The organism is Vibrio sp. QJM3NY_35, assembly GCF_057785915.1.
Genome location: NZ_CM173508.1, coordinates 1,578,752 through 1,593,913, shown reverse-complemented (window position 1 = coordinate 1,593,913; position 15,162 = coordinate 1,578,752). Strand labels below are relative to the sequence as shown.

The following is a 15,162-nucleotide window of genomic DNA, read 5'->3' as shown; positions in this document are numbered from 1 at the left end:
ACTCTACTGATGAAATATTTAGCTAGTCGCCTCAACCAAAAAAGGCACACCAAACGGTGTGCCTGTATAAATCGATATACAAATTAATTGGGGGTTATCTTGCAAGAGTTCACAGTGACTAAACTATCCTTTGCTCAACGTTTTGATTAAGCTTTTGCTTGTTTAGCATGTTGTTCAACAACTTCCGAAGATTGAGTCGATTTCTCGTGAAGCCATAGCCCCGTTGCTTTCATCAAGTATCCAAATACACCACCAAGCAGTAAAGATGGTACTACAAGTTGCCAATCGCCACCTGCAGCAAACGTCGCACAGCAACCAATAAAGGTTCCAGGGATATAACCGAGCCACGCTTGTTTTGCTTGAATACACATAAAGAAAGCCACAATAGCAGTAATCATGTAGCCTAAAATCTCTAACCCTGCGAAGGTTGAGCTTTCGATAATCACCATTGCCCAGAATACGCCTGTCATGTTGGTCAATAAGCTTCCTGCTAGTCCTTTAACACCGCCTGTTGGCGAAGCAAAGTAGCTGGTGCAACCTAGGAAACCTGCCCATGACAATAAGCCGAAAGAGATAGCTATCCATCCCCAAAGACCTGACAAAATACCTGTTGTTAATGAAATCGCGACTAATGTACTCATACTATTTCTAAAGCCTAATTACGTCATTGAACGCAACCGGATTTAGCCTCACTTAAAATCAAGTAAGCATACTATGGTAAGAACGCCTTCATTTAGACGATCTCGATCACATTAATAATGTACGCAAATGTGCATTTATCACTAGATAGAGACCGAAATCGCTTATTCAACACAATCGGTTATCAGCATTCTATCAATTTATCGTTACAGAACTGACGGTTTGCCTTTCATCATACGCTTGCCTTCACGCTTGATACATTCAGCAAGTGGGTTTTCTGCCATGTCGGCACGCCAAATGAATGAAAGCGTACGTTCCATCTCAAGCTCTGGAACATTCAAGGTCACAAGCTGACCTGATTCAACAAACTGCTCGACGTCTAGATAAGGTAAACACGTTAAATATGGGCCGTTTGCTACCAAACTTCTTAAAACAGGAACGTGTTCATACTCTCGCCAAACATCAAGATCACCAATTAAATGATGAATAGAGCTATCAAAAACTTTGCGAGTACCCGAACCGTGTTCGCGTAATACCCACTTCGCTTGCTCTAGTTGCGCCAAACTCACTCGTTCACGCTTCGCAAACGGGTGATGGGCGGATGCAACCACGGTTAAATGGTCCGTACACCACACTTCTTGGTGAACTCGGCTGTCGTCACAACGACCTTCGATAACACCCAAATCATATTTGTAATCTAATACGCCATCGATAACGGCATCGGTACTTTGTACACCGAGCGAGATTCGCATCTCTGGAAAGTCGTTATCAATAATACTGATGAGGTCTGGAACCAAGTGTTCTGCGGGTGTTTGGCTCGCACCTAATTTAAGCTCTCCGCTCAATAAATGCTGCTCATAGAAGCCCATTTCTATTTGCTGTGCGTCTTGCAGTAAACGCTTCGCTTTTGGCCTTAGCCACATACCCCAATGAGTAAGAGCCATTTGCTTGCCCTGCCTTTCAAACAAAGGCCTGCCGAGCATTTTTTCCAACTGAGCAAGAGACATACTTGTCGCTGATTGAGTCAACGCCAACTTGTCTGCTGCAATACTAACACTCCCGGAATCTGCCACTGCATCAAATACCGCGAGTTGCTTTAATGAATAACGCAAAATTCATCCTTAATGCTTTTAATTATTTGTGTCCTGATGCTCGTTTTTTATCAAGCCGATGAGCAATCGATTTCATTCTACTCGTAACCCAATCTATATCAATAAATTTGATGTGGTTTTTAAAAATTATCAATTTTACCTCTACCTCGCTACCCCCTAATCTGGAATGGCAGGACACAACGAGCCCTGCAAAACATTACTGATTAACCATTACGGATTAACCAAGTCATTAACACTAGGAATTACACATGACGGATTGTTCAAGGGGGGGATATGGCAACCAGCACTTCTGAAAATCATCAACTGTTCTCACCAACAGAAATGATGGCGGAAGCAGAGAAGTTTGCATTAAGCAAAGCAAATAAAACCAGCAGCATGACATTGAGTTTAGCAATCATGGCTGGCGCATTCATCGGGCTTGCTTTTCTATTCTACATCACGGTAACCACGGGCAGCGCTGATGCTGGATGGGGATTGAGTCGCTTAGCCGGCGGTCTTGCATTCAGTATGGGTTTGATCTTGATTGTGATTTGTGGTGGAGAGCTGTTTACCAGCTCAGTGTTATCAAGCATCTCATGGGCTAACAAGCAGATCACCTTCACTAAGATGCTGTCTATCTGGGGCAAGGTGTATGTCGGTAACTTTATCGGTGCCATGTTCCTATTAGCTTTGGTAAGCGCAGCAGGTTTGTATCAACTGGATGGCGGGCAATGGGGCTTAAACGCTCTGAACATTGCTCAACACAAGCTACACCACAGCCCTGTTCAAGCATTTGCTTTAGGTGTGCTTTGTAACTTGTTGGTGTGTTTAGCGATTTGGTTAACGTTCAGCTCTGCTAACGCAATGACCAAGGCAATGATGACCGTACTACCCGTAGCAATGTTCGTAAGCTCAGGCTTTGAACACTGTGTGGCGAATATGTTCATGGTTCCACTAGGCATCACGATTCAAGCATTCGCACCAGAAAGTTTTTGGATGCAAATTGGCGCAACACCAGCCCAGTACGCAGACCTAAACATCATGCAATTTGTCACCGCGAACTTAATACCAGTGACAATCGGAAACATCGTAGGTGGTTCAGTATTGGTCGGCTTAGCCAATTGGAGCATTTACCGTCGCCCACAACTTAAAGCAGCAAAAATTACCGCTATTACACAAACAACAGAAATTACGTCAGTTAAGGAAATTACTATGAACACAGCAACGACTATCAAGCAAATCATGAACACTCAACCAATTACACTGAGCGTAGAAATGCCTACATCAGTCGCAATTGATTCCCTTCTAGACGCTCAACTTGTTAGCGCTCCTGTTTGCGATGTTGAAGGTCGTCTGGTTGGTATCTTCTCTGTTCATGACGTATTGGTGGACCTTTGGTGCCAAGATTACATCCCAACTAAAGGCCAGAAAGTCGTAGACCTAATGAGCCGTGACGTTGTGGCTATCGATGCAAACGACAAGCTAGTAGACGTTGCTGAGTTCCTATGCATCGACAAAGAGCAACTTTACCCGACAACAAGCATGGGCTTCGCAACTCGCCTGACTTCTCTTTCTCTAGAAGAGCGTGCAAAAGCAATGAAAGTAAGCCAACCACATATGCTGCCAGTGTTAGAAAATGGCGTAATGGTCGGTGTGTTGACTCGCATTGAAGTGATGCAAGCACTACGTCCAATCTACGGTGACCGCCTAAACGTGGTTCCACAAGCTGAACTAGAAACGGCTTAACTAATCGTAAGTTGAACTAATAGGGATTAGTAGTTCAATTAGATAACTCAGTCATGGCAACGTTGACTGGCTAGGGGTAGATGGTGGCTTTTAACGTACTAAACGGTTTGACACAAAACAAACCTAAACACGTTGCCATTTATCTCAATAAAAAAGGCGCAAAGTGAAAACTTAGCGCCTTTCTCTATATTCTAGCTATTTTGCTACTTTCCCTGTTACTAAATAAATAGCTAACTGCTGACCTATTTAGTATCGACCAAACTTTGATGTTTCTAGAAAATGTTGATACCTGTCAGAGAGCTAGAAAGCTAGATTACTTCTTTACGCCTTCAACATGTAGATCCATATCTACATAGCTTGAAGCGCCCATTACTGGAATGTTGAAGTCAGCAAGCTCTAGACGAGTTGTACCAACGAAACCTGCACGCTCACCGCCCCATGGGTCTTGACCAGCACCGATGAATTCAGCTTCGATAACGATAGGCTTAGTTACACCGTGAAGTTTCAGGTCACCCATAACTTCAAGTTTGCCGTCACCTTTATCAACCACTTTTGTGCTGTTGAATGTCGCATCAGAGAACTTACCAGCGTCGATGAAATCACCGCTACGGATATGCTTATCACGTTCTGCGTGGTTCGAATCAAGGCTTGTAGTATCAACCGTTACGTTTACTGTAGACGCTTCAACGTTGCTTTCATCAAATGAGAAGTCACCTGAGAATGTGTTAAAACGACCTTGGATAAAGCTGTAACCTAGGTGGCTAACTTTAAAGTTAACTGAAGCATGCGCACCTTTTGTATCAATCACGTAATCAGCGGCGTTCGCAGCGAAAGGCATTGCCATTGCAAATGCTAACCCTGTAGCGATAATTGACTTTTTCATTTTGAAGCTCCTATCATTTTTCGTAGCGTATCGTCTTTGTCGATAACGTGGTGTTTTATCGCCGCTAAGGCGTGCACTGATGCCATGATGATCAGTACCCATGCAGCATAGTAGTGAATCGTTCCTGCGAGATCAGATTGGTTTGCAAACAGTTCACCCATACTTGGTACAGTGAACCAATTGAAAACCTCTATCCCGCGGCCATCTGATGTCGAAATCAAATAACCTGAAATAAATAAAACCGCTAAGTTGATGTACATGAAGCCGTGAGCGATCTTCGCTGCTGCAACTTCATAGCTTTTACCTTCCACTTTAGGTGACGCGGTAACTAGCTTCCAAACCAAGCGGATAACGGTAACAGCAGCCAAAAGAATGCCTACCGAGCGGTGATAGTCTGGCGCTGTTTTATACCACTCGCTGTAGTATGAAAGATCAACCATCCACAGGCCTACACCAAATAAGCCAAATACCGCGAGAGCTGAAATCCAATGCATCGCTCTTGCTAAAGGGTTGTAATTTCTAACGTTGTTGTCCATGCATCTCTTCCGAATGTTAACGAGTAGTGTAGTTTCGAAAAGCGTACCCTACACCAAGTTTGTGTAACATATTATTTACCAAGCTTTACATTGGTAACATTATTTCAAATTAAACGAGTTATTCAAATTATTTGAACAAGTTTGGGGTAAACGTTAGATTTCAACGATTTGTTCGATCTCGTAAAGCTCATCTGAAATATCTAACATTTTACGTTCCATGACTTTTTGAGCGTCTTCTATCCCTTTGTTGTAGTAAACCGCCCCAAACTTTTTACTTATGAAATCGACCAAGAATTCTGTGTCGAACTGGCCAAGCTCCACATCGAGTTCATCTTGCAGGTATTTTTGAAGAGTATGCGTAAGCTCAGACTTTTGCTTCGAATCTAGTTGAATGGTCATGAATGTTTCCAAATAAAGAGTAAGTAGATCAATTGTGATTTGCTAACTAGACTATAATCGAGGTAACTAGCTAGAATTCCTCATAATTTAGAATACAGACCAGTAGAGCGCCAGTGCTATCAATAAAATCACTCAGCAATGGTTAATTTTGATAGAGAGATCAAGAACTCGCACTTTGACAATAGGTAACGGCACCGCAAGTACCGTACTATTGCCCATCAATAAGATAGTAGCTGTGTATAAGGGACTTCATTGTTATTAGATCTCGTGATTAAAAGCGTCAATCATTTTCAAGACGATTGTCTAAAACTCTGTGAGCGTCATTACCCTACGGTGCATAACCAAGGGATCAGTGAGCATCACATCGGTAAAGCCTTTGCCCGCCGAATGGAGCACACCTTCGTTAGCTTTAATCATGCAAGCAACATCAGCCCACTTGAAATGCTTTCCTCTGGCGAAACGCCTCGACACTTCCGAATATCTTCCGAGATCGGTACCGTTTGGATGATCAGTCATCATATGGTGAGTGCCGGGAAAACCTGTCGTAGAAAGTTGATGTTAGACATCCATAATTGGCAACAAGAGTATGGATTTTCCATTCAACCCAATGACGTTTTGATCATTGTCTCCGACCATTGGATTAGCCGAAGTAAAAACAGTGGTGAATTACTCCATTGGTGGATGGGTGAGCTCCCAGACGAGGTTACGGAATATAGCCAACAAGGTATCACGCTAAGAGAGAGTGATTCTCAATTCGCCACTGAGTTAAATAACAACTTTAAAATCAGCCCTTGCTTTATTAAATTTGGACACCCTTTAAAACGGTCAGGAAATCAACAACTGGTTCGTAAATACCTGCAACTTTATGCGGTACTTCAATGGCAGTAGGAATACGGGTCAACTTTTTCAATCAGTTTTGAAAGTACATTGTTAGACCTCTATCCCAATATTTTATAAAAACACATATCAAGCCCTACCCAATAATCAATCAAAGTTTATCTTCGATAAAATAATAACTTATCAGATCATCTTTCATATTTTGAGAAGTAGATATCATTTATATGCAAGCGGAGCTGCTTGTTGATATTGCAACTTTGACATTCCCCCATAACCTGGGGCTTTGTCCCTACTTTTAACTGGTGTATTTACGCTGAAAGCTTATATTGATTGATGTTGATATGAGATAGATTACTCAGAGATTAAATTCACAATAATCATTATTAATGGTAAATGATAAGTAATTTTAATGACTAATATCAATTATCATGCTGTTTTTTCGTTAATTATATTTATTTAAATATTGGCTCTACAAATGAGTTTTTATTAATTGACAATTTACTTACACCTGTCAATATTGTGACAGCCGCGACATGTACGTCCGCCATTGAATAATCCCTCTTTACTAGCGACTATGATTTTATCAGACAGAAGTGAATTTATTAGCTGTATATCCGTAGATGCTGATATGCAGTTTATTGCGAAATACCAAGACCTGACGCTTAGAAGCGTCTATCAACCTATATTCGACTCTTCTATGACTCAAATAGGTGTTGAGGCTTTGGTGCGCATTTCAAATAACAAAGGTGATATTGTTCGTCCTGATCACTTCTTTCATTCCGACGAAACTTCAAGCACAGACAAAATCAATGTCGAGAGGCTGAGTCGAGCGATTCATATCCGTAACTTCGCACAATCGACAATCCGTCATTTACACCTATTTTTGAACGTTCTTCCAAACGTTGGGGAGTTGTTTGCTGCAGAAAAGGTCAGCGATAGCTTGTTAGCTAAACGCCTTCACGAGCTTAACCTTTCATGCGACCAGATAGTGATGGAGTTGGTAGAGTTGAATGCAGAAAGTGAAGAGCGTTTGAAAGATGCCGCCCTTTCGCTTGCGGATAATGGCTTTCAAATAGCGGTCGATGACTTTGGAACACAAGCATCAACCGAACAGCGCGTTCGCCACATTAACCCTCATATCATCAAGATAGACCGCTCGGTTATGTTGGACTTTGAACAAGGCGACACTCGAGAAATGGTGCTAGTGCTTGATCTTGCAAACCAAATTGGCGCAAAGACTGTGATTGAAGGCATAGAAACCCAACAACAACTCGAAGCGATGCAGGGCTTAGGCTTCAATATGTATCAAGGCTATCACTTAGCCATGCCAAAGCCGATTGAATTAGACATACGCCTCGCAATCTAGAATCGCCCTATCCTTCTCAAAGCCGCTTGAACATTGAGTAGCGGCTTTTTTAATGCTTGCCTATTCGTACCCTCTTGCCGCTCTCACGTGTCAACACATTTCAGGACGGGACAACACGCATAAAAAAACCCAGTCAAATTTGACTGGGCTGGCTTAAAAGAATCTGTTTTATATCATTCCCTAATAACCCGCAGTGGACGGTTTGATTCTATATAAAATAGCGAACATCACCGGTACTACTATTAGCGTTAGTACGGTAGCAAAGCCTAAGCCTGCCATGATTGTAATCGCCATCGAGCCGAAAAATGCATCGAATACCAAAGGAATCATACCCAAGATAGTCGTCAATGCTGCCATAGATACCGGTCGTACACGACTAATCGCACTGTCGACAACCGCCAAATATGGGTCTTTACCTGTTGATAGTTCAGTGTTGATCTGGTCAAGCAGTACGATACCGTTTTTCAAGATCATGCCGCTTAGACTTAGTAAGCCCAAGAACGCCGTGAAGCTGAATGGCATATTAGTTCCTAACAGACCAATCGAAACACCAATGATAGAAAGTGGTACCGTAAACCAAATCACAAGTGGCTTACGAAGCGAGTTAAACAGAAGCATAGTGATGATAAACATCAGCAAGTAACCCATTGGCAGTGAACCAAATAGAGATTCTTGTGCGTCTTTTGAGCTTTCGTATTCGCCACCCCAACTGATGCTGTAGCCTTCTGGTAGGTCTAATGCTTCTACCTTTGGTTTCACACGAGCAAACAAGCTTGCTGGCGTTTCATCACCAAGTACATCGTGGTCAGCCAGTACGGTTAACGTACGCTTTCTGTCACGACGTTGAATCAGTGGTTCAGACCATTGAAGCTCTACACCATCAATCACTTGCTCAACCGGAATGTAAGTTTGTAGCGATGGGCTCCAAATCTTCACATTGTTCAGTGATTCAAAGTCAAAACGCTCTTCTTCAGGTAAACGCGCAACGATAGGTAACATATGAGTACCATCACGCAGTAAACCGATGTTGTAACCGCCGAACGCCATTTGTAACGTCTCAGACAAATCAGTTTTTGAAATGCCAAGGCGACGTGCCTTTGATTCGTTAAACAGTGGCACTAGCTCTTTGGTGCGTTCACGCCAATCGTGACGAACATTTCGTGAGCCTGGATCGGCAAGTAAGACATCTTCTACTTCAACTGCAATGCTACGCAATACTTGAGGGTCAGCACCGATAATACGCGCTTCAATCTTTGAAGCCGGCGACGGACCAAACTCAATCAATTTAAATTGGAACGTAGGTTGTTCAAATTTATTGGCCAAGTCTTGGTCTAGCCCTTCTAGGACTTTAAACATGGTGTCTCGATCAGTCGTTCGTACCTGCAGTTGACTATACGCTTCGTAACTGTTCTCTGGTTGGTATGTCAGCGCAAAACGTTGCATGCCCTGTCCAACCGTTGTTGCCACAAACTCAACGTCGTCTTGCTGGCGAATGTAGCTTTCAACCTTTTCTGTCTGCTTGATCGTTTCACGAACATCGGTGCCTTCTGGCATCCACATGTCTACGTAAAACATTGGCGTGTTTGACGGTGGGAAGAACTGCTGCTTCACCATACCAAAACCGACAACAGAAACTGCTAATAGCGCAACCATACTGACTACAGTAAGCCATCTAAATCGAAGTGCTACTTTCAGGCACGCACCGAATACAACAAACAGGATGCCTTTGTATGGGTCTTCGTTCTCATCAACCTTGTCTTCTTCTTTAAGCAACATCTCGGCAAGGAATGGCGTTAGTGTTAGTGCAGTTACCCAACTCAAAAACAGTGAGAAACACAGTACCCAAAACAGTGAACCCATGAATTCGCCTGTCGCATCTTTCGACAAACCAATCGGTGCAAACGCGGTGATAGCGATAATGGTAGCACCTAACAGTGGCCATTGTGTTTGCTTGACGATGTCTTTCGCTGCTTGAAGCTTGGTTTTGCCTTTCTTCAAGCCAACCAAAATACCTTCAACGACAACAATCGCGTTATCCACCAGCATACCTAGCGCGATGATCAAAGCACCGAGTGAGATACGGTGCAGTTCAACATCGTTGTAATCCATCAAGATGAACGTACCGAACACAGTCAGTAGCAGTACTAAACCGATGATCAAACCACTGCGTAAGCCCATCGCGAACAGAAGTACGATGATAACAATTGCTACCGCTTCCACTAAGCTTATCAAGAAATCAGCAACGGACTTGTCCACTTCTTGTGCTTGGTTGTAGAAGTAATTCAACTCAACACCGGCTGGCTTAATGCTTTCTAAACGATCAAGTTCTGCATCAAGCGCATTACCGATTTCCACCACGTTTACGCCCGATGAGAACGCAATGCCTAGGTTGATTGCTGGTTTGCCATTGTAAGTTAATACGTTACCTGGCTTTTCTTGGATTCCGCGAGTGACCTCAGCGACATCTTTCAAGCGAATTAGGTTACCCGTATCGCGGCCATGAATGATTAAGTTTTCTAACTCTTCAACCGTGCTCAGCGTGCCGTTAGGTTTGATGGTTAGGCTTTGACCATTGAGCATTACCTCACCAGCCGATACCACACTGTTTTGCTGTGCGAGCAATGCTGTCACCGTCGACATGTCTAGATTTAACGCCGCTAAACGCTCAAGTGACATCTCAACGAACAATTGCTCTTGTTGGTCTCCTGCAATGCTTACTTTGCCTACGCCTTCAACCAGTTCGATTTCACGTGTGAGGTAATCAGCATACTGTTTGAGCTCGACGTAATCGTATCCATCACCCGTCAGCATAATCATCACGCCAAACACATCACCGAAATCATCAATGATCTGAACTGAGTTGACGCCACTAGGAAGCGTGGGCTGTAGATCGTTGATCTTGCGACGCATTTCATCCCATATTTGTGGTAGCTCGTCTGGACCGTAGTCCATCTTCATGCTCACCATAATTTGAGACATACCATTCGACGACGTTGAGGTAATCTTGTCGATATAAGGCAGCTGTCTTATCTCTTTTTCAAGCGGGTAAGTCAGCTCTTCTTCAACTTCCATTGACGTAGCGCCAGGGTAAGTTGAAATAATCATTGCATCTTTAATAGTAAAAGCTGGGTCTTCCAAACGGGATAGATTACCAAAAGACGTCACGCCACCAATGGCCAATATGACGAGAAATAACCAGCTGATTACTTTGTTTTTTATTGAATATTCTGCGATGTTCATTCTGCTTTTCCTGACAATTTGATTCCGTCACGGAGTTTTCTTAGATTCGAGTTTACGAGTCGATCACCTTGCTCAACACCGTGAGCGATTAATGCGCCTTGGCCACTGATCTTGTCGACTTCTACTTCGCTTTTGAATGCTTGTCCGTCTTCCATTTTCCACACATAAAACTGATTCGCTTCAGAACCCGCTTCTAAAGTTGTCATTGGTAATTGGTAGCCTTGAACATCGCTCAAGCCAGCTTTCGCCATATCCACGTTCACCGTAACGCTGGTGCCCGGCAGGATTTCGTTTTTAGGTTGTTGCATCTGCATCCAAAATTCGTAAGTACGCGATTGCGGGTGCAATTCACTGGTGTGCTCCAAATACGTCAGTGGATATTGGCCAGTGTGACCGCCAAAGGTCGCCTTAGGACGATAGCTATTTGAACGCATGTCTGGACTGATCGATGCCAAGATCGAATCTGATACTTGAATTCGTACATATACCTTGTCGTTCTGGTACACGCTTAATAGTGTTTCCCCCGGTGTCGTGTTTTCGAAACGTTGCTTGTCCACGGTAGAAACGGTCCCGGAAAATGGCGCTAAAAGCTCTGTGTAACTTAGCTTGCGCTCTGCAGCCGCCAAATTCGCTGATGCCAGCTTATAGTTAGCCGTTAGTTGGTCTAGCTCTGACTGCGACAACATCTTGCTACCAAACATCTCCGTACCACGGGCTAACTGCTTGCTCGCCAGTTTGAATTGAGAGTTAGCGTCAGTAAGATCTTGGAGATACGTTGCGTTGTCTAAGGTCGCAAGTAACTGCCCTTTTTCGACGTTGTCACCGGCTTCTACCAAGACTTGTTGGATTTCGCCTGCGAGCTTAAATGCCAAGGGGGTCAATTCAGCGGGCATTACCTGACCGTTAAAACTTCTGAATTGATCAGTCAGCGGCGCGCCAACTTCAAAGGTAGAAACTAGCAGAGGGCGTTGTTCACGGTGTACGGCTTCACTGTTACAGGCTTGAAGCAACATAGCCGACGCGACAACAATTGATAATTTGGAAAGGTTCATTAAATACCTCCCTCACATAACCAAGCTTTTACTTGCTGTCCATCGGATAACACATCCACACCCGCTTCAACGATAAGGTCGCCAGACGACAACCCATCAATAACCTTGCCTTGCTCATCAAGAAGGACTTGTACTTTAGAAATCAATTGAGAGTCAGGGTTATAGCGCCATAGCTCACCATGGTCAGCTTCTTTGGTTAACCAAGCTGAATCAACAATGCCAATACCGTAGTCAGATTTATGCTTCTGAACTTCAACTTGCGCTGTCATTCCAGAAAGTAAATTGATGCCTTCCGGCTTTTCGATGGATACAACCGCTTGGTAGCTGTTGGTGTCTTCATCTGGTTGTGTAGAGATTTCTTTAAAGCGAGTCGGGATACGAATACCACGGTGGCTATCCATCACAACCCACATGTTTGAGCTCGTTAGGTCTTGAATAGAACGGTCTTCAAGCTTTGATACTGGAATTGAAAACGTCACGTCCATCTCACTGTGATTCAAAATATTCAGTACAGGCTGCTTTTCTGCGATCAATTGATATTGTTTTCCAAACACCATCGATACCACGCCATCGAATGGAGCAACTAAGGTGGTGTAGCCAAGGTTTGTTTTTGCTTGGTCCAACTCAACGTCAGCGGCAGTAAAGGTGTTCACGGCTTGGTCGTAGTAATCGGTACTGACTAACTTTTTCGCGTACAACTCAGAAGCTTGTTTGTATTGGCTATTCGCAAGATCAAATTTGGCTTGTGCTGCATCAACCGCAATACGGTAATCCGTCGCATCTAATACGGCGAGCACCTGACCTTTCTTCACTTCTTGTCCCATGCGAACATCAAAGGTTTCAATGTCGCCTCCTACTTGGAAGGAAAGCGCAGCACGGTCGGTTGCATCCACTTTTGCGATAAAACTATCAAGCTCGATATCTGTCTGTTGGGGGATCTCAAACAGCTTTACTGGCTTAACAACTTGAACGGTTTCTTCTGACTGAACCTTATTACATCCGGTCAAAGAGCCTGCGAGTAAGAGTGTGGCAAACGCCACTCCTAACTGCTTACTCGTCTTCGTTTGAATAGACAAATTGGATTGCATTATGCTTCTCCATTTAATTATTATGATTTATTACACAGGTGGGCAGTATATTGAAAATTTTAGATTCCACAAGCTTTACTTTCCACCTGTGCAGTATTTTTTATTTCAGTAAAAACAGTGTAGAATGTGGTAATCAGGTAATTATGTGAAATGAAGATGACCGAAAAGAAACAAGGTAGAAGAAGTGCAAAAGACGCTGAAGAAACGCGTTTTTTGATCATGAGCGTTGCCGCGGAGATGTTCTGTGACTCAGGTTACGATCGTGTATCACTACGAAACATCAGTGAAAGAGCAGGCGTATCACATAGCCTTATCCGCCACCATTTTGGTAGCAAAGAAAAGATCTGGCATGCTATAAGTGATTGTTTACACGATTATTTTCAGTCTTACATCAGTAAGATTATGGAAGAGCTACCAAAAGATGTTGCGCCAAATATCGCTATCTACCTGTTTAGCATGCGTCTGTTTACCAACATGATTCACTCACGTAGGCCAATGCAACTTATTTCAGACTCTGTTCGCCAAGAAGACAACCTTGTCGATTACTTCATCGACAATGTCGGCGATGTTGAAAAAGAGATTAACGGCCTTGCCGCTGAGTACAATGCAGCTAACCCAGACAAAATGATCAACATTTACGAAGTTAAATGGCAAATGATCATGTACGCAAACGGCGCTGTATGCCTCACTCCCTTTATGGAAAGCACTTGGAATGAAGGCGATATGGTTACCTCTCCTGAAGATGCGCTACTTAAACATTGGCAGCTTTTCAACACGCAGATGGTCAGCAAGTTCAATATTGATGAAGAGTGGGTTCTAAACCCAACCTCGATTGAAGAGCTGATTTATGAAGTGCCCTGTGTATGGAAGTGTAACCAGGAACATAAAGCTTAATCGGGTTCATACCCATTATGAGCTTTTAAGATACAAAAACGCGCCGTTACAGAAGTCACTGTAACGGCGCGTTTTTATATGTATAGATCTTTAAACTGGAGCTTTGTCCAGCTGGTTAACGACGTGCTTTACCGCGGTTTTGGTGAATCTTAAGCTTTGCTTTCATCTTACGTTTTTCTGATGAACGGCTTTTGCTGCGACCACCACGATCGGGCGCTAGATCTTTTTCTAAGCTTGGTTCAAAGCCCTCTAGCCACTCTTGAGGCAAGCGCGTATCAAGTAATCGCTCAATATCACCCAATAGGTAAGCTTCGTCCTGACTCATCAAAGAGATCGCTAAACCACTGTTGCCCGCACGACCAGTTCGTCCGATACGGTGAACGTAATCTTCTGCTTTGAATGGCATGTCATAGTTCACAACTTGTTCTAGCTGCTGAATATCAATACCGCGAGCTGCTACATCCGTTGCGATCAACGCACGAACTTTGCCTGACTTGAAATCGTCTAAGGCTTTTTGACGCGCACCTTGGCTCTTATCGCCATTGATTGATGCCGCTTTAATGCCGTCTAACTTAAGCTCTTTAACGAGAGCATCAGTGCCCTGCTTAGTCTTAGTGAACACCAACACTTGTTGCCAGTTTTTTGAACCAATCAAATACGCTAATAATTCACTTTTACGCGACTTATCTACCGGGTAAACCATCTGTGTTACGGTTTCAGCGGTGCTGTTTTTTGGAGTAACTTGGATTTCACTTGGCTTTTGCATCATACGGTGTGCAATCGCTTTGATTTTGTTATCAAAGGTTGCAGAGAAGAACAGGGTTTGACGCACTTCGTTCATGCGAGAAAGAATACGTTTGATGTCAGGCATGAAGCCCATATCTAACATACGGTCAGCTTCATCCAGTACCAGTACTTCCGTTTGGCTCAACATGATGTTTCTAGTGAACATGTGATCAATAAGACGACCAGGCGTCGCGACAAGAATATCTGCGCCACCGCGTAGGTTATCAGTTTGCACCTTCATGCTAACGCCGCCGTAAGCCACCACGACTTTAATGTCGGTGCCCTTTGCGTAGCTAGTTAAGTTATCGAAAACCTGTTGTGCCAATTCACGAGTTGGCACTAACACAAGAGCACGAACGAGCTTAGGGTTCGGAATAACGTTGTCTTTCGTCTCGATTAATCTTTGAATAATCGGTAAACCAAACGCGGCCGTTTTACCTGTACCCGTTTGAGCACCAGCCAGTACATCTTTGCCTTCTAATACCAATGGAATCGCTTGTTCTTGAACGCTGGTCGGAGCCATAAAATTAAGCTCTGATAGTGTGGTAAGAAGATGCTCAGATAATCCTAGTTGGTTAAAAGATTTTGTAGATTCAGACATAGTA

The 15,162-nt window shown here is 43.5% G+C and carries 13 protein-coding genes; 4 read left to right on the top strand and 9 right to left on the bottom strand.

Going from position 1 to position 15,162, the window contains the following annotated elements; translation table 11 throughout:
* Positions 1 to 146: 146 nt before the first annotated feature.
* Both AC3CH3_RS22270 and AC3CH3_RS22265 read right to left on the bottom strand, forming a co-directional pair.
* Positions 147 to 641: a DUF1097 domain-containing protein gene (locus tag AC3CH3_RS22270; protein WP_017059817.1), complete on the bottom strand. Its 495-nt coding sequence runs from the start codon at positions 639 to 641 to the stop codon at positions 147 to 149.
* Between the two features lie 204 nt (positions 642 to 845).
* Complete coding sequence (locus tag AC3CH3_RS22265) at positions 846 to 1,751, bottom strand: LysR substrate-binding domain-containing protein (protein WP_017631156.1); 906 nt, start codon at positions 1,749 to 1,751, stop codon at positions 846 to 848.
* A 273-nt stretch (positions 1,752 to 2,024) separates the two neighbouring features.
* On the opposite strand from AC3CH3_RS22265, the gene focA reads away from it, so the two are divergent.
* The gene (gene focA, locus AC3CH3_RS22260) at positions 2,025 to 3,476 is read left to right on the top strand and encodes a formate transporter FocA (RefSeq protein WP_488538477.1); all 1,452 of its coding nucleotides are present in this window, start codon (positions 2,025 to 2,027) and stop codon (positions 3,474 to 3,476) included.
* 313 nt (positions 3,477 to 3,789) lie between these two features.
* On the opposite strand, the gene AC3CH3_RS22255 is transcribed toward focA, so the two are convergent.
* The 3 genes from AC3CH3_RS22255 to AC3CH3_RS22245 form a co-directional block, all read right to left on the bottom strand.
* Positions 3,790 to 4,359 (bottom strand): YceI family protein, encoded by a 570-nt coding sequence (locus AC3CH3_RS22255; RefSeq protein ID WP_017059819.1) that lies wholly within the window; start codon positions 4,357 to 4,359, stop codon positions 3,790 to 3,792.
* A complete protein-coding gene (locus tag AC3CH3_RS22250) occupies positions 4,356 to 4,895 on the bottom strand; it encodes a cytochrome b (protein WP_050650437.1) in 540 nt (179 codons plus the stop codon). The genes AC3CH3_RS22255 and AC3CH3_RS22250 overlap by 4 nt, the downstream gene beginning before the upstream one ends.
* A 153-nt stretch (positions 4,896 to 5,048) precedes the next feature.
* Complete coding sequence (locus AC3CH3_RS22245) at positions 5,049 to 5,294, bottom strand: DUF2164 domain-containing protein (RefSeq protein ID WP_017059821.1); 246 nt, start codon at positions 5,292 to 5,294, stop codon at positions 5,049 to 5,051.
* A 252-nt stretch (positions 5,295 to 5,546) separates the two neighbouring features.
* On the opposite strand from AC3CH3_RS22245, the gene AC3CH3_RS22240 reads away from it, so the two are divergent.
* On the top strand, positions 5,547 to 6,182 hold the full coding sequence (locus tag AC3CH3_RS22240) for a hypothetical protein (RefSeq protein ID WP_019821159.1): 636 nt from the start codon (positions 5,547 to 5,549) through the stop codon (positions 6,180 to 6,182).
* Positions 6,183 to 6,759: 577 nt separating this feature from the next.
* The gene (locus AC3CH3_RS22235) at positions 6,760 to 7,497 is read left to right on the top strand and encodes an EAL domain-containing protein (RefSeq protein WP_029405478.1); all 738 of its coding nucleotides are present in this window, start codon (positions 6,760 to 6,762) and stop codon (positions 7,495 to 7,497) included.
* A 180-nt stretch (positions 7,498 to 7,677) separates the two neighbouring features.
* On the opposite strand, the gene AC3CH3_RS22230 is transcribed toward AC3CH3_RS22235, so the two are convergent.
* From AC3CH3_RS22230 to AC3CH3_RS22220, 3 genes are read right to left on the bottom strand one after another with little or no spacing between them, the layout of a single operon-like run.
* Positions 7,678 to 10,737, bottom strand: a complete 3,060-nt coding sequence (locus AC3CH3_RS22230) for an efflux RND transporter permease subunit (RefSeq protein WP_488538476.1) — start codon at positions 10,735 to 10,737, stop codon at positions 7,678 to 7,680.
* Positions 10,734 to 11,789 carry an efflux RND transporter periplasmic adaptor subunit gene (locus AC3CH3_RS22225; RefSeq protein WP_488538475.1) on the bottom strand — a complete coding sequence of 352 codons (1,056 nt, stop codon included), beginning with the start codon at positions 11,787 to 11,789 and terminating at the stop codon, positions 10,734 to 10,736. The genes AC3CH3_RS22230 and AC3CH3_RS22225 overlap by 4 nt, the downstream gene beginning before the upstream one ends.
* On the bottom strand, positions 11,789 to 12,877 hold the full coding sequence (locus AC3CH3_RS22220) for an efflux RND transporter periplasmic adaptor subunit (protein ID WP_488538474.1): 1,089 nt from the start codon (positions 12,875 to 12,877) through the stop codon (positions 11,789 to 11,791). The genes AC3CH3_RS22225 and AC3CH3_RS22220 overlap by 1 nt, the downstream gene beginning before the upstream one ends.
* A gap of 150 nt (positions 12,878 to 13,027) precedes the next feature.
* Between AC3CH3_RS22220 and AC3CH3_RS22215 the strand changes: the two genes are divergently transcribed.
* Positions 13,028 to 13,771, top strand: a complete 744-nt coding sequence (locus AC3CH3_RS22215; protein WP_488538473.1) for a TetR/AcrR family transcriptional regulator — start codon at positions 13,028 to 13,030, stop codon at positions 13,769 to 13,771.
* A gap of 115 nt (positions 13,772 to 13,886) precedes the next feature.
* Here AC3CH3_RS22215 and AC3CH3_RS22210 read toward each other — a convergent pair whose 3' ends face one another.
* Entirely contained in the window at positions 13,887 to 15,158 is a 1,272-nt protein-coding gene (locus tag AC3CH3_RS22210; protein ID WP_488538472.1) for a DEAD/DEAH box helicase, read from the bottom strand.
* Between the last annotated feature and the right edge of the window lie 4 nt (positions 15,159 to 15,162).